The organism is Methylorubrum sp. B1-46 (assembly GCF_021117295.1).
Classification (GTDB): Bacteria; Pseudomonadota; Alphaproteobacteria; order Rhizobiales; family Beijerinckiaceae; genus Methylobacterium.
The window spans coordinates 1,205,345-1,222,300 of the sequence record NZ_CP088247.1 but is presented as its reverse complement, the minus strand read 5'-3'; the positions used below and the strand labels follow the sequence as shown (position 1 = coordinate 1,222,300).

18 protein-coding genes are annotated in these 16,956 nt (G+C 69.1%); 11 read left to right on the top strand and 7 right to left on the bottom strand.

Annotated features, from left to right (window positions below):
- Positions 1-127 precede the first annotated feature (127 nt).
- On the bottom strand, positions 128-1,933 hold the full coding sequence (gene lepA, locus LPC10_RS05925) for a translation elongation factor 4 (RefSeq protein ID WP_108939101.1): 1,806 nt from the start codon (positions 1,931-1,933) through the stop codon (positions 128-130).
- Between the two features lie 159 nt (positions 1,934-2,092).
- Complete coding sequence (locus LPC10_RS05920; RefSeq protein ID WP_231345867.1) at positions 2,093-2,890, bottom strand: HugZ family protein; 798 nt, start codon at positions 2,888-2,890, stop codon at positions 2,093-2,095.
- Between the two features lie 304 nt (positions 2,891-3,194).
- Here LPC10_RS05920 and LPC10_RS05915 point away from each other — a divergent pair, with 304 nt between their 5' ends.
- From LPC10_RS05915 to LPC10_RS05895, 5 genes are all read left to right on the top strand, one after another.
- The gene (locus LPC10_RS05915; protein ID WP_108939099.1) at positions 3,195-3,911 is read left to right on the top strand and encodes a response regulator transcription factor; all 717 of its coding nucleotides are present in this window, start codon (positions 3,195-3,197) and stop codon (positions 3,909-3,911) included.
- Between the two features lie 28 nt (positions 3,912-3,939).
- Positions 3,940-5,790, top strand: coding sequence for a stimulus-sensing domain-containing protein (locus tag LPC10_RS05910; protein ID WP_231345866.1), 1,851 nt, complete (start codon positions 3,940-3,942; stop codon positions 5,788-5,790).
- Entirely contained in the window at positions 5,787-6,302 is a 516-nt protein-coding gene (locus tag LPC10_RS05905; RefSeq protein ID WP_231345865.1) for an HPr kinase/phosphorylase, read from the top strand. The genes LPC10_RS05910 and LPC10_RS05905 overlap by 4 nt, the downstream gene beginning before the upstream one ends.
- Before the next feature lie 125 nt (positions 6,303-6,427).
- The gene (locus LPC10_RS05900; protein ID WP_003606016.1) at positions 6,428-6,829 is read left to right on the top strand and encodes a PTS sugar transporter subunit IIA; all 402 of its coding nucleotides are present in this window, start codon (positions 6,428-6,430) and stop codon (positions 6,827-6,829) included.
- A 147-nt stretch (positions 6,830-6,976) separates the two neighbouring features.
- Positions 6,977-7,300, top strand: coding sequence for an HPr family phosphocarrier protein (locus LPC10_RS05895; RefSeq protein ID WP_231345864.1), 324 nt, complete (start codon positions 6,977-6,979; stop codon positions 7,298-7,300).
- A 77-nt stretch (positions 7,301-7,377) separates the two neighbouring features.
- Here the strand turns inward: LPC10_RS05895 and LPC10_RS05890 are convergent, their stop codons facing one another.
- The 3 genes from LPC10_RS05890 to LPC10_RS05880 form a co-directional block, all read right to left on the bottom strand.
- Complete coding sequence (locus LPC10_RS05890) at positions 7,378-7,665, bottom strand: GIY-YIG nuclease family protein (protein ID WP_231345863.1); 288 nt, start codon at positions 7,663-7,665, stop codon at positions 7,378-7,380.
- A 209-nt stretch (positions 7,666-7,874) separates the two neighbouring features.
- Positions 7,875-8,984 (bottom strand): GTP-binding protein, encoded by a 1,110-nt coding sequence (locus LPC10_RS05885; protein ID WP_231345862.1) that lies wholly within the window; start codon positions 8,982-8,984, stop codon positions 7,875-7,877.
- Between the two features lie 61 nt (positions 8,985-9,045).
- On the bottom strand, positions 9,046-10,533 hold the full coding sequence (locus LPC10_RS05880; protein ID WP_231345861.1) for a D-alanyl-D-alanine carboxypeptidase family protein: 1,488 nt from the start codon (positions 10,531-10,533) through the stop codon (positions 9,046-9,048).
- Between the two features lie 271 nt (positions 10,534-10,804).
- On the opposite strand from LPC10_RS05880, the gene queE reads away from it, so the two are divergent.
- Together queE and LPC10_RS05870 are read left to right on the top strand one after the other, a co-directional pair.
- Complete coding sequence (gene queE / locus LPC10_RS05875) at positions 10,805-11,443, top strand: 7-carboxy-7-deazaguanine synthase (RefSeq protein WP_231345860.1); 639 nt, start codon at positions 10,805-10,807, stop codon at positions 11,441-11,443.
- Between the two features lie 144 nt (positions 11,444-11,587).
- The gene (locus LPC10_RS05870) at positions 11,588-12,016 is read left to right on the top strand and encodes an ABC transporter ATP-binding protein (protein ID WP_231345859.1); all 429 of its coding nucleotides are present in this window, start codon (positions 11,588-11,590) and stop codon (positions 12,014-12,016) included.
- 175 nt (positions 12,017-12,191) lie between these two features.
- Here the strand turns inward: LPC10_RS05870 and LPC10_RS05865 are convergent, their stop codons facing one another.
- A complete protein-coding gene (locus LPC10_RS05865; protein ID WP_231346975.1) occupies positions 12,192-13,061 on the bottom strand; it encodes a LysR family transcriptional regulator in 870 nt (289 codons plus the stop codon).
- Between the two features lie 99 nt (positions 13,062-13,160).
- Between LPC10_RS05865 and LPC10_RS05860 the strand changes: the two genes are divergently transcribed.
- The 4 genes from LPC10_RS05860 (at position 13,161) to queC (ending at position 15,586) form a co-directional block, all read left to right on the top strand.
- On the top strand, positions 13,161-13,379 hold the full coding sequence (locus LPC10_RS05860; RefSeq protein WP_108939090.1) for a hypothetical protein: 219 nt from the start codon (positions 13,161-13,163) through the stop codon (positions 13,377-13,379).
- A gap of 145 nt (positions 13,380-13,524) precedes the next feature.
- Positions 13,525-14,232, top strand: a complete 708-nt coding sequence (locus LPC10_RS05855) for a YoaK family protein (RefSeq protein WP_231345858.1) — start codon at positions 13,525-13,527, stop codon at positions 14,230-14,232.
- A gap of 254 nt (positions 14,233-14,486) precedes the next feature.
- The gene (queD, locus tag LPC10_RS05850; RefSeq protein ID WP_231345857.1) at positions 14,487-14,843 is read left to right on the top strand and encodes a 6-carboxytetrahydropterin synthase QueD; all 357 of its coding nucleotides are present in this window, start codon (positions 14,487-14,489) and stop codon (positions 14,841-14,843) included.
- A gap of 5 nt (positions 14,844-14,848) precedes the next feature.
- Complete coding sequence (gene queC / locus LPC10_RS05845) at positions 14,849-15,586, top strand: 7-cyano-7-deazaguanine synthase QueC (protein ID WP_231346974.1); 738 nt, start codon at positions 14,849-14,851, stop codon at positions 15,584-15,586.
- A 48-nt stretch (positions 15,587-15,634) separates the two neighbouring features.
- Here the strand turns inward: queC and LPC10_RS05840 are convergent, their stop codons facing one another.
- Positions 15,635-16,831 (bottom strand): MFS transporter, encoded by a 1,197-nt coding sequence (locus LPC10_RS05840; protein WP_231345856.1) that lies wholly within the window; start codon positions 16,829-16,831, stop codon positions 15,635-15,637.
- Between the last annotated feature and the right edge of the window lie 125 nt (positions 16,832-16,956).

Here is a 16,956-nt window from a genome sequence, read left to right as displayed (position 1 = left end):
ACCCGTTTCATTCAAATGAAATAAGGGCGCCGATTTGAAATCGGAGGCGGGAATTTTCTCGCGCGCCGTTCGTATCGCCCTTTCGCGGTGACGGACCGGTGAGCGAAACCGGGGCGCCAGCCTCGCCTCAATCGTCCATCTTCAGGGCGGCGATGAACGCCTCCTGCGGGATCTCCACGCGGCCGAACTGGCGCATACGCTTCTTGCCTTCCTTCTGCTTGTCCAGAAGCTTGCGCTTGCGCGAGATGTCGCCGCCGTAGCACTTGGCGGTTACGTCCTTCGACAGCGCCCGGATGGTCTCGCGGGCGATGATCTTGCCGCCGATCGCCGCCTGGACCGGGATCTGGAACAGGTGGCGCGGGATCAGATCCTTCAGCTTCTCGCACATCGCCCGGCCGCGCGACTCGGCGCGGGTGCGGTGGACGAGCATCGAGAGGGCATCGACCGGCTCGGCGTTGACGAGGATCGACATCTTCACGAGGTCGCCCTCGCGGTAGTCGGAGACGTGGTAGTCGAACGAGGCGTAGCCCTTCGAGATCGACTTCAGGCGGTCGTAGAAATCGAACACCACCTCGTTCAGCGGCAGGTCGTAGACGACCATGGCGCGCTTGCCGACGTAGTTCAGATCGATCTGGATGCCGCGCCGGTCCTGGCACAGCTTCAGCACGCCGCCGAGATACTCGTCGGGCGTGAGGATGGTGGCGCGGATCCACGGCTCCTCGACCGTCTCGATCTTCATCGGATCGGGCATGTCGGCCGGGTTGTGCAGTTCCTTGAGCTCGCCGTCGCGCATCATCAGCCGGTAGACGACCGACGGCGCGGTCGAGATCAGGTCGAGGTTAAACTCGCGCTCCAGACGCTCCTGGATGATCTCGAGGTGGAGAAGTCCCAAGAAACCGCAGCGGAAGCCGAAGCCGAGCGCCGCGCTCGTCTCCATCTCGTAGGAGAAGCTGGCGTCGTTCAGGCGCAGCTTGCCCATGGCGCCACGCAAATTCTCGAAGTCGGCGGCGTCCACGGGGAACAGGCCGCAGAACACCACCGCCTGGACTTCCTTGAAGCCCGGCAGCATCTGCGTGGTCTGGCGCTTGTCCTCGGTGATGGTGTCGCCGACGCGGGTATCGGCCACCTCCTTGATCGAGCCGGTGAAGAAGCCGACCTCGCCCGGCCCGAGTTCGCCGATATCGGCCATCTTCGGGCGGAACACGCCGATGCGGTCGACGCCGTAGGCGGCATCCGCCCCCATCATACGGATGGTCATGCCTTTTTTCAGCACGCCGTCGACGATGCGCACTAGCACGACGACGCCGAGATAGACATCGTACCAGGAATCGACCAGCAGCGCCTTCAGCGGCGCCTCGCGGTCCCCCTTCGGCGGGGGCAGGCGCTTGACGATGGCCTCCAGCACCGCCTCGATGTTGAGGCCGGTCTTGGCCGAGATCGGCACGGCCTCGGAGGCGTCGAGACCGATCACCTCCTCGATCTGCTCCTTCACCCGGTCGGGCTCGGCGGCCGGGAGATCGACCTTGTTGAGGACCGGCACGATCTCGTGGTTGGCGTCGAGCGCCTGGTAGACGTTGGCGAGCGTCTGCGCCTCGACGCCCTGCGAGGCATCGACCACCAGCAGCGAGCCCTCGCAGGCGGCGAGCGAACGCGACACCTCGTAGGCGAAGTCGACGTGGCCGGGCGTGTCCATCAGGTTGAGGACGTAATCCTGCCCGTCCTCCGCCTTGTATTCCAGGCGGACGGTGTTGGCCTTGATGGTGATGCCGCGTTCGCGCTCGATATCCATCGAGTCGAGCATCTGCTCGCTCATGTCGCGCAGGGCCACGGTGCCGGTCTGCTGGATCAGCCGGTCGGCGAGCGTCGACTTGCCGTGGTCGATATGCGCGACGATGGAGAAGTTGCGGATGTTGTCGATGGTGCGCGTGGTCATCAGGGTCTCCGGCACGGCGAACCCGTTGCGGGCTGGCGCGGCGCACGGCAGGTCTGTCGGGATTGGCCGGGGCGGGCATAGCAGCGGCGGGCACGCACGCCAAGGCGGGGCGAAGCCGCGGGGTGTGCGGCCCTCGCGAAGATCGGCGCTTGGACCTCTTCAGGCCTTGGGTCGAGGCGCGTCCGCGGCCCGCGCCGCGGCGGCCATCGCCACGAGGACTTTTCGCAAGCTCCCCATGTCGCGCACCGGCTCGGGGTAGGGCACCCGCGCCGTGCGCTCGCCGGCCATCAGGTCGAGCCCCTCCGGGTCGAGCCCGGTGAGGCGCCAGCCGGTGCCGGGCTCGCCGGTCCCCGCAGCGTAGAGGGCGAGCGCGTCGGCGTGGTCCGCGTTCATATGCTCGACGGCGCCGCGCTCGCCCGCCACCACCGCCTCGGCGCCGGTGAGGTCGAGGAGCAGCTCCTGCGGTGTCAGGGTCGCCGCCTTGGCAAATCCGCCGTTCAGGTGACCCGCGCTCGGCGCGAGGGTGAAGAAGCCGAAATCGGGAAAGTCGGCGTAGAGCTTGGCCTTGGGGTGGCGCGCCAGGAAGCGCTCGCGGATCCGCGGCTCGTCCGTGCGCGCGGCGCGGCCGGTCACGGTCAGGCGGGGATGGGCCAGCGGATCGCCCTTGCCGCCGACCGAGAACAGCAGCGAGGCGCGCGGGTCGTTGTCCAGGTTGCGCGTGTGCGCCGAGAGCCGCGAGAGCAGCATCAGGGGCGTGCCGTCGCTGTCCGTGGCGATGGTGACCAGGGAGGCGAAGGGCGTACCGTCGGCCGCATCGATCGTAGCGAGCGCCCCCGAGCGCACGCTGCGCAAAAGGTGCCGGGCAAGCCCGATCGCGTCGAAGGGGGCCTCGGATGCGGGCAGGGGTTCGGCCGGTCCGCGCCGTTCCTGTGCCGGCGGCGTCGCGTCGTTGGCCATGGAAACTGTTCTCCCAAATTTTCGGGGACAGCATAGCGCGGTGCGGGGCGCGCGCAGAAGAGCCGACAGCACCGTCGGGCGCGGCGCGTTGTCCGCCCTATTTTTCGTCTCGGGGACCCTCAGCCGAGCCGCCCGATACGGCCAAGCTTAGACTGCCGCTCGCTTTTTTCGAACGATGGTCGTAAAGGACGAGACCCTCCGCACGGTCGGCGGTCCCCGATTTGCGGGGGACTGCCCGTCCGTTGCGGGCCCGCAAAACGACGCGCCAGGGGCGGCGCGCGCGCCGTCAAGTCAGGGAAACTGCATGCCCACGATCGCCCTCGTCGACGACGACCGCAACATCCTGACCTCCGTCTCGATCGCGCTGGAGACCGAGGGTTACCGCATCCAGACCTACACCGACGGCGCCTCGGCGCTGGACGGTTTGCGTCACTCCCCGCCCGATCTCGCCATCTTCGACATCAAGATGCCGCGCATGGACGGAATGGAGCTTCTCAGACGCCTGCGGCAGAAATCGGACCTTCCCGTGATCTTTCTCACCTCGAAGGACGAGGAGATCGACGAGCTGTTCGGGCTCAAGATGGGTGCGGACGACTTCATCCATAAGCCGTTCTCGCAGCGCTTGCTGGTCGAGCGGGTCAAGGCGGTGCTGCGCCGCTTCGCTCCGAAGGACGCCGCCCCCGGCGGGGCCGCTCGCAGCGAGGCGGATGCCGCCGCCCGCTCGCTCGAGCGCGGGCAACTGATGATGGACCCCGAGCGCCACACCTGCACCTGGAAGGGCGAGCCGGTGACGCTCACCGTCACCGAATTCCTGATCCTCCAAGCGCTGGCGCAACGCCCCGGCGTCGTGAAGAGCCGCAACGCCCTGATGGACGCGGCCTACGACGATCAGGTCTATGTCGACGACCGCACCATCGACAGCCACATCAAGCGGCTGCGCAAGAAGTTCAAGGTGACCGATCAGAGCTTCGACATGATCGAGACGCTCTACGGCGTCGGCTACCGGTTCAAGGAGGGCTGAGGCGATTTTCCCGCGGTTCCGTCCGTCGATGCTCGCCCCCCTGTCCCGCCAGCCCGATTCCGATGAGGCCCACGCCCGCCGCGGCGTCCTCGCGCGGGTCCTCGGCTCCCTCACCCGCCCGCCCCTGACCTGGCCGCGCGACCTCTGGAACGCGGTCGGCCAGCGCGCCTCGTCGAGCCTGACGCGCCGCATCGTGGTGCTCAACCTCGTCGGGCTGATCGTTCTGCTGTTCGGCTTCCTCTACCTGAACCAGTTCCGCCAGGGGCTGATCCAGGCCCGCGTGCAGAGCCTGCTGATCCAGGGCGACATCATCGCCGGCGCCATCGCCGCCCAGGCCTCGGTCGATACCGACGCGATCCGGGTCGATCCCGACAAGCTCTTGCAGCAGCAGGCCGGCGAGGGTCGCGACTTCGAGGATGACCCCGCCTCGCTCGCCTTCTCGCTCAACCCCGAGAAGGTCGCCCCCCTGCTGCGCCGCCTCGTGACGCCGACCGGCAACCGCGCCCGGGTCTACGACCGCGAGGGCAGCCTGCTGTTCGACACCCGCTCGCTCTACGCCCGCGGCGACATTGCCCGCAGCGACACGGCTGTGAAGCCGCCCAAGCCCAACGTGCTGGAGCGGATCTGGGACTTCATCGGCAACCGCATCCTCGGGCTCGTCGTCAGCGAGCGCTCGGCCCAGGAGGAGGCGGGACCGCAGGACGGGCGCGCCTTCCGCGAGGTCCAGGCGGCGCTGAAGGGCTCGCGCGGCACGATCTCCCGGCGCAACGAGCGCGGCGAGACCATCGTCTCGGTGGCGGTGCCAATCCAGCGGGCGGGCTCGGTGCGCGGCGTGCTGATGGTCTCGACGCAAGGGGGCGACATCGACCGGGTGATCGCCTCCGAGCGCTTCGGCCTGCTCCAGGTGTTCCTCGTCGCCGCGGCCGTGATGCTGGTTCTGTCGATCCTGCTCGCCGGCGCCATCGCCGGGCCGGTGCGCCGCCTGGCGGACGCCGCCGAGCGGGTGCGGCGGGGCATCAAGTCGCGCCAGGAGATCCCCGACTTCACCAATCGCACCGACGAGATCGGCCATCTCTCGGGCGCGCTGCGCGACATGACCCAGGCGCTCTACCGGCGCCTCGACGCCATCGAGAGTTTTGCCGCCGATGTCAGCCACGAGCTGAAGAATCCGCTCACCTCCCTGCGCAGCGCCGTCGAGACCCTGCCGCTGGCCAAGACCGACGAATCGCGCAGCCGGCTGATGCAAATCATCCAACACGACGTGAAGCGCCTCGACCGCCTGATCTCGGACATCTCCGACGCCTCCCGCCTCGATGCGGAACTCGCCCGGGCCGAGGCGCGCCGGGTCGATCTCGGCAAGCTTCTCACCACGGTGACCTCGGTCGCCAACGAGCGGCGGCGCGGGAACGCGGCGCTGATCCAGTTCGACATCGAGCGCCCCGGTGCCGAGATCGAGGACCCATTCCGCATCATCGGCCACGACAGCCGGCTCGGGCAGGTCGTCAACAACCTGCTCGACAACGCGCGCTCGTTCTCGCCGCCCGGCGCCAAGGTGCGGGTGGCCCTGCGCCGCCTGAAGAACGAGGTCGAGTTCGTGGTCGAGGACGAGGGGCCGGGCATTCCCGAGCACGCCCTGGAGCGGATCTTCGAGCGCTTCTACACCGATCGGCCGGAACAGGGCTTCGGCCAGAATTCAGGGCTCGGGCTGTCGATCTCGCGGCAGATCATCCAGGCGCATCACGGCTCGATCCGGGCCGAGAACCGCCCGGGCCCGGCCGACGAGGAGGGGCATCCGACCGTGCGTGGCGCCCGCTTCATCGTGCGCCTGCCCGTGGCCCCCCGGGCCGACCGCTACGGCGAGGACGACCTCGCCGCATGAGCGGGGAGGGTGCCGCAGGGGAAGAGCGGCCACGAGAGACGGTGCATGCGAGCTGCGTGCTCCTCGACGAGGCCGGCGTGCTGATCCGAGGGCCGTCGGGGGCCGGCAAGTCCGCGCTCTGCCTCGCGCTTCTCGACCGCTTCTTCCTCGAAGGCCGCCACGCGCGTCTCGTCGGCGACGACCGCGTCCAGCTAGAGGCCCATCACGGCCGCCTCGTCGCCCGGCCCCACCCGGCGCTCGCCGGTCTGATCGAGATCCGCGGCCTCGGCCCGCGCCGCCTCGTAACCCATGCGCCGGCCGCGGTGGTGCGGCTCGTGGTCGATCTCGTCGCGGCGGTCGAGCGCCTACCGGAGGCCGCCGACACCGCCCGGCTCCTCGGCGTCGCAGTGCCGCGCCTCACCCTTGAACCGCGTCATCCCCGCGAATACCTGATTCGCGAGGCGCTTGGCGCCGGCGTGGCAATGCGGACGCACCCCGCCGCTCTCGTGCCCGGCGGCGCCCGCGATGTGTAGCGCGGTTGCCGCGGCCATGTCATGGTGAGGCTGTTGTGTCGCGCAAAACGACGCGACCCGCTTGCGCTTCACTTTGCGCTGCACAAGATGGCGTCTCCGCTCACAGGGCGTTGGAACACGCTTCGATGATTGGAATGGTGCTCGTCACCCACGGGCTGTTGGCGACCGAGTTCAAGGCCGCCCTGGAGCATGTCGTCGGCCCTCAGAAGCAGGTCGAGACGATCACGATCGGCCCGGAGGACGATATGGAGCTGCGCCGCGGCGACATCATGTCCGCCGTCGGCCGGGTCAACTCCGGTCAGGGCGTCGTGGTTCTCACCGACATGTTCGGCGGCACGCCGTCGAACCTCGCCCTGTCATGTATGAACGGCGGCCAAGTCGAGGTGGTCGCCGGAATCAACCTGCCGATGCTGATCAAGCTCGCCAGCGTGCGTGAGGCCGAGAGCCTCGGCGACGCCGTGCTCCATGCGCAGGAGGCGGGCCGCAAATACATCAACGTCGCCTCGCGGGTTCTTGCGGGCAAGTAGTTTGCGGGCAAGTCGCCCGATCTCACCACCGCGCGGCCTTTCCTTCGCCCAGCTCCCGGCTTAACCACGTCGTCCCGCATCCGGAACGGCGCGCCTCGGCGTGCCGCGATCCGTATAGAAGCGGCGGGGGAGGGAGTGCCGGAGACGATGAGCGAGAGCGTGGACGGCGAGGTCGAGCCGCAGCCGGAGGTGCCCGAGGGCGGTCTCGTCCGGATCCTGCCGATCATCAACCGCCGCGGCCTGCACGCCCGCGCCTCGGCCAAGTTCGTGCAGACGGTGGAGCGCTTCACCGCTTGCGTGACCGTGACCCGCGGCGGCGAGACCGTCGGCGGGCGCTCGATCATGGGCCTGCTGACGCTGGGCGCGGCCAAGGGCACCACCATCGCCGTGGTCGCCGTGGGCGACGACGCCGCGCCGGCCCTCGACGCGATCGAGGCGCTGCTCGCCGGCCGGTTCGGCGAGGACGAGTAGTCTTTCATCTCGCCCGGCATCGCGAGGTCCGGTGCAAACGACCCGGGGCGCAACAATGGCCCGACGCGCGCAGGATATCAGGCGAGATCGGGATAAAGGTCGCGCCAATCGGGATTGAGTCGCTCGATCAGGGCCAGCTTCCTGCTTCGTGAACCGGCCTTGATCTGCTTCTCGCGGGAAATGGCCTCGATCGTCGTTTCGTGCGGCTCGTACCAGACCAAAAGCTTGCAGCCGTAGCGGGCTGTGAAGCCTTCCATCAGCTTGGCTCGATGTTCGTAGGCACGGCGCGGAAGGTTCGAAGTGACGCCGGTATAGAGCGTCCCGTTGCGAGCACTCGCCATGATGTAGACGACAGGGTGCCGCATCGATCGCGCCTCGGGGCCAGTCCGTTCCCGTTTTGGTGGAGCGATACAATCTGTGGATGTCGCGCCCTGGATTGCTTCGCTTCGCTCGCAATGACGATGTGAATCGACTTCGCCGTCATTGCGAGGCGGAGCCGAAGCAATCCAGGGCGCAACGAGAGCCGGAAGAGGCTGCCACTTCGTGACAGCCTTCTCGCCTGCGCGAACGCCTCCTACCCGCCTGGAATCGCCAACGGATTCTCCGTCAGCGCCGCGCGGTCCGGGGTGTCCACGGCCGGCTTGCCCAAAAAAGCGTCCCAGATCCGGCGGACGAAGGCTGGGTCGAGGTCGCGCACGATCAGCACCAGCCGCGAGCGGTGGTCCGCATCGGGCCAAGCGGGCAGCGTCACCGGTGCGTGGACGACGTGCTGCACGCCGTGCACCACGACCGGTCGCTCGGGATCGTCGGCGAGCGCGACGAGGCCCTTGAGGCGCAGGAGCTTGGGTCCGTGCGCCGAGCGCAGGAGATCCAGGAACATCTCGAAGGCCGGGCGCGGCACCGGCGCCTCGCTGGTGAGATGGAAGGCGCGGATCGCCGCGTCGTGCCGGTTCACATCGTGATGATGATGATGGCCGTGGTCGTGCCCATGGTGATGGCCGTGCGCTTGGTCTTCCGCGCCGAGCCAGGCGCGCACGTCGTCCTGTTTTCCGTCGAGGCCGAACAGCCCGCCGAGCAGGCGTTCGGCCGGCACGTCGGGACCGTGGATCCGCGCGCCGGGATTGAGCGCGGCGAGCCGTCGGGTGAGCGCCTCCGGCTCGGCGCCGGGCAGGTCGGCCTTGGTCACCACGAGGTGGTCGGCCACTGCCGCCTGCCGCAGGGCCTCGGGATGCGCGTCGAGGGTGCCGGCGCCGTTGACCGCATCGACGACAGTCACCACCCCCTGCAGCTGGAAGCGGATCGCGAGATAGGGGTGGTAGATCAGCGCGTGGAGGATCGGCGCCGGGTCGGCCAGCCCCGTGGTCTCGATCACGACCCGGCGGAACGGGTTGATGCGACCGTTGTCCCGGCGGCGCAGCAGGTCTTCGAGGGTCGAGATCAGATCGCCGCGCACGGTGCAGCACAGGCATCCCGCGCCGAGCAGGATCATCCCCTCGTCCACCGTCTCGATCAGCAGGTGGTCGAGCCCGACCTCGCCGAACTCGTTGACGATCACCACGGTGTCCGCGAGCGCCGGATCGCCGAGCAGGCGGTTCAGCAGGGTGGTCTTGCCCGCGCCGAGGAAGCCCGTGAGCACGGTGAGCGGGATCGGCTCGGGGCGGCCGGGTTGTTCGACGTGAGGCATGTGGGGTCGCAGTCTGTGTCTCGGCCCCGATATGATCGCGCCGGACGCCCGCGGAAACCCTTTAAGACTCGTCGTTCTTCGCTTTCTTGTCCGCCTTCTTGGCGGCAGGCTTCGCCTCGGGTTTCTTCGCCTCCGGCTTTTTCGCAGCGGACGCAGCGGGCTTGTGGGCCGGTTTCGCGGCCCCCTTCGGCGCGGCCTCGACCGAGGTGTAGGCGCTGGTCGCGGCCGGCACCCCCTTGTCCTTGCCGGCGGACTTCACGGCCGGCTTCGGCGCCGTCACCGCGGCGGCGCGGGCCTTGGCGGCCTTCTCGGAGGCCGCCTGCTTGGCCGCGTCCTTGGCGGCCTTGGCCTCGGCGCGCTTGCGCTGGGCCGCTTCCAGCGCGGCCTGCCGGGCCGCCTGCTTGGCGGCTTGCGCCTCCTGCTCCTCGCGGGCGAGCGCCATCGCGCCCTCGGTGGGGCTGCTGCCGATCCAGACCGGGATCGGCTGCAGCGGCGCCCGCGGTGGCAGGGTGCGCCCGCGGACATTGGCGTTGCCGAGTGCGGCGAAGGCGAGGTTGGCCGCGTCGGGCGTGGCCGAGCCGAGGAGCCGGGTCGCCGCGCTATCGGCGCCGGGTCCGCTCGCGGTCAGGGCGCCGGGCCCCTCGTCCACCGGCATCGGCTTGCGCTTGTCGCAGATGTAGGGGCGCATGTCCGGCGGGGTGGCGACGCTGGAGGCCGGCAGCGATTCGAGCGTCGGCGCGGTCCAGCCCGCCGTCTGGGCGAAGCCGTAATCGAACAGGTCGGCGGCCTTGATGTCGCGCTCGCGGGCGCTCGGCTGGCCCATCACCACGGCGATGATGCGCCGGCCGCCGCGGGTCGCGGTCGCCACCACATTGAAGCCGCCCGAGCAGATGAAGCCGGTCTTCATGCCGTCGGCGCCGGGATAACGCCCGAGCAGGCCGTTATGGTTGGCCATCACCGACTTGCCGAACTGGATCGCCGAGATCGAGAACAGGGCCTGCTGGTTGGGGAAGTCGCGCATCAGCGCGCGGGCGAGGATCGCCATGTCGCGGGCGCTGGTCCATTGCCGCGGCTCGGGCAGGCCATTGGGGTTGTACCAGCGGCTCTCGCGCATGCCGATCCGGTGCGCGGTCTCGTTCATCATGTCGGAAAAGCCCTCGACGGAGCCGCCGAGACCCTCGCCGATCGCCCAGGACACGTCGTTGGCCGACTTGACCATGATGATCTTGAGGGCGTTGTCGAGGGTGATCTGCGTGCCCGGCTTGAAGCCCATCTTCGAGGGCGGCTCGGCGGCGGCGGCCGGTGAGATCGTCAGCAGCGTGTCGAGGGAGACCTTGCCCTGGCGCACCATATCGAGGGCGACGTAGGCCGTCATCAGCTTGGTGACCGAGGCCGGATACCAGGGGTCGGTCGCGCCCTGGCTGTAGAGCACCTTGCCGGAATCGGCGTCGACGACGAGGATCGGCGCCGTCACCGCCGAGGCCGCCCCGGCCATCAGGCCGAGGGCGGTGAGCGAGCCGATCAGCCGTCCCCAAACACGGTTCACCATCGGGCCAATCTCGAAAGGGTGTGAGGGCGCAGGACGCCGCGGAACAGGATTTCCGTTGCCGGCCCCGGACGTTCGCGAGGGATGCGTCCGGAACGCGTCGGATCGAGGAGACCCGTTCATCAACGTGCCCTCCGTGGCGAGAGCATGGCAGACCAAGGGGTTTTGCCCACGGTTAAGCTGCTGGCCGGGGTTGCGTTCCGCGAAATCGTGCGCCGCTTGGTCTTCCGGGCCTCGCGAGGGTAAGGGCAAGCCCTGGCAGAAAAGCGCGACGATGTCCTACGCGGTCAAGGAACTGTTCCACACACTTCAGGGCGAGGGCGCCCAGGCCGGGCGCGCGGCGGTGTTCTGCCGGTTTTCCGGCTGCAATCTCTGGTCCGGCCGCGAGGAGGACCGGGCGGGCGCCGCCTGTCGCTTCTGCGACACCGATTTCGTCGGCATGGACGGGGAGGGCGGCGGACGCTTTGCCTCGGCGGAAGCCCTGGCGGAGGCCATCGCCGCGACTTGGGCCGGGGGGACGGCCAACCGCTACGTCGTCTTCACCGGCGGCGAGCCGTTGCTGCAGCTCGACGCGGCGTTGATTGCCGCTGCCCATGCCCGCGGCTTCGAGGTGGCGGTGGAGACCAACGGGACGCTGCCCGCCCCGCCCGGCATCGACTGGATCTGCGTGAGCCCCAAGGCCGGCAACCCGCTGGTCCAGACCTCGGGCGACGAGTTGAAGCTGGTCTTCCCGCAGGCGGAGGCCGAGGCCGCGCCGGAGCGTTTTTCGGATCTGCCCTTCCGGCATCATTTCCTGCAGCCGATGGACGGGCCGGAGGCCGCCGCCCACACCGCGGCGGCGGTGGCCTATTGCCGGGCGAATGCCCGCTGGCGGCTCTCGCTCCAGACGCACAAGATCATCGGGATTCCGTGACGGCCCCGTCCGGGTCGCGCAGACGATGATGGCGGACCGGCCGAGCCGATGCGGCCGGCGGTTGCATCTCTTCTCCGCCTCGACCACGTTCGCGCGCCAGCGCGGCCGGCCCCGGCCGGCGCCCCTACGGCCAAAGGACGCCCGATGACGCCTGATTCCACGCTGCCAAATTCCCCGGCGCTTGGGCTCGATCACTCCTCCGTCGAGGACCTCAACCTCGCCCTGCGCCACTATCGGCGCCTGATGATCCGCCTGCCCCTGATCCTCGTCCTCGGCTTCGCGGCGGCGATCGGCCTGTCGTATCTCGGAACCGCCCTGTCGCCGCCCTACGGCGTCTACATCCTCGGCTGGGATCTCACGACCTGGGGGCTGCTCGGACTCCTCGCCGTTCTCTTCGCCGAGCTTTGGTGGGAGGGGCGGCAGATCGGGCAGGCTCTCAACAGCGTCGAGATGCAGTCGGCGCCCATCGCCTCTCTGCTGGGCGGCCAAGCGCTGATCGGTGCGCGCGCCCGCGAACACGGCATGAAGCCGGGCCCCTTCAACGGTCCGCTGCGGCCGATCCGTGAACGGTAGGGGCAATCTCGCGCAGGCGGCGACGCGACGCTTGCTTTCGGCTCTTCTTCGATGCGTGGACGGTCCGCTTCCCGGCATCGTCCTCGTCATCGATCCGCGCCCCGAGCCCTCCGACGAATCGGGCGCCCCGTGCTCGGTGGGCGACGTGCGGCTGCGGTGCTCGACCGCAGGAGGCTCACCCTTCAGGGGCGGCCTGAAGCTCCGCCGTGCTTGCGAGAAGCGTCTCCTGCAGCGCCGTCGCGACGGCATGCTGACGGCCTGAGCCGAGCACCACGAACTCCACCTCGCCGATCGGCGGCAGGCCGGCCGCCTCCGGGATCGGCGCCAGTCCCGCCGGCATCACCCTGGCCGAGTGCGGCGCGATGCCCAGACCCGCCTCGACGGCCGCGCGCAGCCCCATCAGGCTGCCGCTGGTGCAGGCGATCCGCCAGGAACGGCCCGCAGCTTCGAGGGCATCGAGGGCCAGGGTGCGCGTGATCGAAGGCGGCGGATAGAGGACCAGGGGCAAGGCCAGCGACGGATCGGGAACCAAGCCCGGTCTGCCGGCCCAGATCAGCTCGTCCGCCCAGGCCAGTTCGCCGCGCGGATCGCCGCGTCGGCGCTTGCAGAAGATCACATCCAGTTCGCCCGCATCATAGCCCTGGTAGAGGGCCCGGCTGAGCCCGACCGTCAGCTGCAGGTCCACCGAAGGGTGGCGCTCGGCAAATCGCGCCAGAACCTGAGCCAGGGCCGAGAGCGTGTAGTCTTCGGAGACGCCGAGGCGGATGCGGCCGCGCAGGCCGCCCGGCGAGAAGAAGGCGCGAAGCCGATCGTGCGCTTCCACGACCTCGCGCGCGAAGCCGATCATGGCTTGGCCATCCGGGGTCGGCGCGACCCGATGGGTGTCGCGCATGAGGAGTGAACGGTCCAGCGCCTGTTCCAGCCGCGCGATATGCCCGCTGACCGTGGATTGCCGCACCCCGAGCATCTGCGCAGCGGCCGTGAAGCTCCCGCTCTCAACCACGGCCAGGAACGAGCGGATCTGATCGACGTTCAGGTTGCTTATCATGGTTCGTGATAGCCGATATCCCTATGGCTCTGGAGCCCGGCAGGCTTAAGGTCCAGATCGAACCGGCAGTCCATCATCAGCGCCAGGTTTCCTCCGATGACCGCTCCCCTTGCCATAACCATGATCTTCATCGGCGGATTCGTCGCGATCCCGGCCTTCGGCCGATGGGCGCATCAGGTCACGGAAGCGCTCGCCTTCCTTCTGGCGACCGTCCTGCTGGTGACTGTGATCATGGTCCTTTGCGATCGATGGCCGGATTACTTTGCCAATCCTCGGGCGCCGGTCACCGTGATCGTCGATTCGCCCCGGGATTAGAGCGCCCTCCGACGAAGCGGATGCCGGTTCGTCGAGAGCGCGCGCGACAACACAAGGATCGTGAGCGGCCAGCCTGACGCAATCGGGCGGGCACCGCTCTCGTGCGTCGAAACGCGTTCAACGCCGATCAATCCAGGAAGCTCTCGTGAAGTCGCAGATCTCGGGTGGCGGCACGTCCGCCGGAGCGGCCCTCGCCTTCGTGGCCGGCTTCATCGATGCCGCGGCCTTCATCGCGCTGGCGGGCCTGTTCACGGCCCATGTCACCGGAAACTTCGTCCTGATCGGCGCCGAGTTGGTCGCGAGTTCGGCCGGCGTGCTGGCGAAGGTCCTGGCCTTGCCCGTCTTCATGGGGGCGGTGGCGGCGACCCGCCTCCTCGCACTGTTCCTGGAGCGGCGCGGTACCGATCCGCTGCCCTGGCTGCTCGCCGCGGAGGCCGCCCTGCTCGCGGGCTTCGGCCTGTGCGGCACCTTGGCGTTGCCGCTCGACGCGCCGGACGGTGCCCCGGCCCTGATCGTGGGCATGCTCGCCGTCGCGGCCATGGGCGTGCAGAACGCGATCGGCCGGCTCTCGCTCGGCCATCTGGCTCCGACGACGGTGATGACCGTGAGCGTGAGTCAAGCCGTCATCGACGCAATGGATCTCGTTCTCAAACCGTCCGGAAACGCCGCCCCGGCGCGCGCGCGGTTGCTGCGGGTGCTGCCGGCCATCGTGACCTTCGCTGCGGGCGCCCTGTGCGGAGCCTTCGGGATCGCCCATCTCGCCTTCGGCTGCATCGCGTTGCCGATCATGGTTCTGATCGGTTTGATCGCCTTCGTCGCGATGGCGCCCGCCGAGGCGAATGTCGCGGCGTGAGCGACATCGCTCGCGCATCGTGCTGGATATCCGATCCCGCACGATGCTCCATCCTTTTGCACTTGCGGCGTCTTCTCCCGAAAGCCGGCGGCCACCTTTTGCGACGATGCTCTATCGCAACGCGAGGGACCGGATAGAGGGTGCATTTCGGCCGATGTGGTGACATATCCACGATCTCGGTGCGCCCACCGGCCGCCGTCAACCCGCTGCGCCGTCCGCGGCGGGACTGTTCCGGACCCCGTGAAGATCCCGCGATGAAGATCACCCAGGCCTTCACCTTCGAGGCGGCCCACCGCCTGCCGAACGTGCCCGAGACCCACCGCTGCCACCGCATGCACGGGCATTCCTACCGCGTGGAGCTGACGGTGGCGGGCGAGGTCGATCCGACGAGCGGCTGGGTAGTCGATTTCTACGACATCGAGAGCGCCTTCGCGCCCCTGCTGGACCGGCTCGACCACCACTGCCTCAACGAGATCGAGGGACTGGAGAACCCCACCGCCGAGCATATCGCAGCCTGGATCTGGCACCGCGCCAAGCCGTCGATTCCGGGGCTTGCCAGCGTGCGGATCTTCGAGACGCCCTATTCCTGGGCCGAGTACGAGGGCACGTGACGACGATGCCGGAGGCTGCGGACCCTGCGCCGACGGTGCAGGGGGAGGGTGCGCTGGTGCTGTTCTCCGGCGGCCAGGATTCGGCGACCTGTCTCGCCTGGGCCCTCGACCGCTTCCCGCAGGTGGAGACGCTCGGCTTCGATTACGGCCAGCGCCACCGGGTCGAACTCGACCGGCGCGAGGGCTTGCGCCAGGGTTTGGCCAGCCTCGATCCGGCCTGGGCCCGCCGGCTCGGGCCCGATCACACGCTCTCGCTCGCGGCGCTGGGCGACATCTCCGACACGGCGCTCACTCGCGACAGCGAAATCGCTCTGGCTCGGGACGGATTGCCCAACACCTTCGTTCCGGGCCGCAACCTCGTCTTCCTCACCTTCGCCGCCGCGCTCGCCTACCGTCGGGGCCTGCGCCACATCGTCGGCGGCATGTGCGAGACCGATTACTCGGGCTATCCCGATTGTCGCGACGATACGATCAAGGCGATGCAGGTCGCGCTCAATCTCGGGATGGAACGCCGCTTCGTGCTGCACACGCCCCTGATGTGGATCGACAAAGCGCAGACCTGGGCGCTCGCCGAAAGCCTCGGCGGGCGGGCGCTGGTGGATCTCGTCGTCGAGGAGAGCCACACCTGCTATCTCGGCGAGCGGGGCGCGCGCCATGAGTGGGGCTACGGCTGCGGCACCTGCCCGGCCTGCGACCTGCGCGCCAAGGGGTTTTCGCGGTATCTGGCCGCCCGCACGGAATGAGACCGGCCGGCGTCGGAGCCGCCGCCGTCCACTTGGCAGGCCGCTCCGTTACTCCGCGGGAACGAGCGGGCGCGGGGCTGGTCCGCGGGTGAGTGCGAAGAAGCCCAGCGCCGCCGCGACGATGACGGCGCCGAAACCCGCCGCGATCCCGAGCACCAGCCCGAACCCGCCGCGATCGTGCAGCACGGCGATCATCGGCACCACGAATCCGCTGACGGTGAAGCCGAGGAAGTAGCGCACGCTGTAGGCCCGGGCCCGGTAGGCGGCGGGCACGTAGCGAGCCACCATGGCGTCGTTGATGACGACCTGCCCGTAGAGCGCGGCCATCGTCAGCACGAGGCCGGCGAGCAGCGGCAGGCCCGTGCTCGCCGCCGCCAATCCCAGGCCGAGCGGCTGCAGGACGGAGAGGGACAGGAACAGGATCGGCAGGCTGTAGCGGTCGATCAGCCGCCCCATTGCGAGCTGAGTCAGGGCACCGAAGGCGAAGACGAGGGTCGCCACCGATCCGATCAGGGCGAGCGGGAGGCCTGCGCCGACCCGCTCATCCACGACCTTCGGCAGGGCGATGGTGGTGATGTTGAAGGTCATCCCGCCCGCGATGATGGCGAAGGCGAACACGACGAGGAGGGGACGCGGCCGCGCAACCGGGATGAGTGGGGCGCCCCCGGTCTTGCCGCCTCCGGCCTCGCCGTCGCCGGGCACCATGGCGAGGAAGGCGGCGCCCACAGTGAGGCAGAACAGGCCCGGCACGATGAAGGCCGCCTGCCAGCCGAGGCCGGCCGCGAGCAGGGCCGTGACACCTGAGGCGGTGGCCGCGCCGGCATTCCCCCACACCCCGTTCACGCCGAGGTCGCGCCCGAGGCGGCGGGCATGGGTGACCAGCATGGTCGAGCCGACCGGATGGTAGATCGCCGAGGCCAGCCCCAGCACGCAGAGCCAGACCGCGAAGCCGGTCGGGCTCGCCGCGCTCGCCACGCCGAGGCAGGACAGGCCGTAGCCGAAGAAGAAGACCGCCAGAAGGTTGCGCCGGCCGAACCGGTCGGCGAGCCAGCCCATCGGCAGCGAGCAGAGCCCGAAGGCGACGAAGGCGCCGGTCGCCAGCCCGATCAGCTCGCCGTAGCTCAGGCCCGTCTGCGCGGCGATGGCAAGGACGGCGGTCGGGTAGATCAGCAGCACGAAATGGTCGAGGCCGTGCGCCACGTTGACGAAGCGCAGGGTGCGGCGGGACAGGGTCTCGGCATCCATCGGGCGGGTATCTCCGGCATCCCCAGCGACGATGATGCCTCATCGCCGCTGGCCCGCGCGGCGGGCGTCCGCAGGGTTGCGTGCGGCTTGGTACAAGCCTGCCTCTCCTACCTGACCCGTTGCAC

Excerpts from the sequence above, each read along its gene's own strand:
- lepA (WP_108939101.1), bottom strand. The coding sequence starts at position 1,933 with ATGACCACGCGCACCATCGACAACATCCGCAACTTCTCCATCGTCGCG.
- LPC10_RS05920 (WP_231345867.1), bottom strand. The coding sequence starts at position 2,890 with ATGGCCAACGACGCGACGCCGCCGGCACAGGAACGGCGCGGACCGGCC.
- LPC10_RS05915 (WP_108939099.1), top strand. The coding sequence starts at position 3,195 with ATGCCCACGATCGCCCTCGTCGACGACGACCGCAACATCCTGACCTCC.
- LPC10_RS05910 (WP_231345866.1), top strand. The coding sequence starts at position 3,940 with ATGCTCGCCCCCCTGTCCCGCCAGCCCGATTCCGATGAGGCCCACGCC.
- LPC10_RS05905 (WP_231345865.1), top strand. The coding sequence starts at position 5,787 with ATGAGCGGGGAGGGTGCCGCAGGGGAAGAGCGGCCACGAGAGACGGTG.
- LPC10_RS05900 (WP_003606016.1), top strand. The coding sequence starts at position 6,428 with ATGATTGGAATGGTGCTCGTCACCCACGGGCTGTTGGCGACCGAGTTC.
- LPC10_RS05895 (WP_231345864.1), top strand. The coding sequence starts at position 6,977 with ATGAGCGAGAGCGTGGACGGCGAGGTCGAGCCGCAGCCGGAGGTGCCC.
- LPC10_RS05890 (WP_231345863.1), bottom strand. The coding sequence starts at position 7,665 with ATGCGGCACCCTGTCGTCTACATCATGGCGAGTGCTCGCAACGGGACG.
- LPC10_RS05885 (WP_231345862.1), bottom strand. The coding sequence starts at position 8,984 with ATGCCTCACGTCGAACAACCCGGCCGCCCCGAGCCGATCCCGCTCACC.
- LPC10_RS05880 (WP_231345861.1), bottom strand. The coding sequence starts at position 10,533 with ATGGTGAACCGTGTTTGGGGACGGCTGATCGGCTCGCTCACCGCCCTC.
- queE (WP_231345860.1), top strand. The coding sequence starts at position 10,805 with ATGTCCTACGCGGTCAAGGAACTGTTCCACACACTTCAGGGCGAGGGC.
- LPC10_RS05870 (WP_231345859.1), top strand. The coding sequence starts at position 11,588 with ATGACGCCTGATTCCACGCTGCCAAATTCCCCGGCGCTTGGGCTCGAT.
- LPC10_RS05860 (WP_108939090.1), top strand. The coding sequence starts at position 13,161 with ATGACCGCTCCCCTTGCCATAACCATGATCTTCATCGGCGGATTCGTC.
- queD (WP_231345857.1), top strand. The coding sequence starts at position 14,487 with ATGAAGATCACCCAGGCCTTCACCTTCGAGGCGGCCCACCGCCTGCCG.
- queC (WP_231346974.1), top strand. The coding sequence starts at position 14,849 with ATGCCGGAGGCTGCGGACCCTGCGCCGACGGTGCAGGGGGAGGGTGCG.
- LPC10_RS05840 (WP_231345856.1), bottom strand. The coding sequence starts at position 16,831 with ATGGATGCCGAGACCCTGTCCCGCCGCACCCTGCGCTTCGTCAACGTG.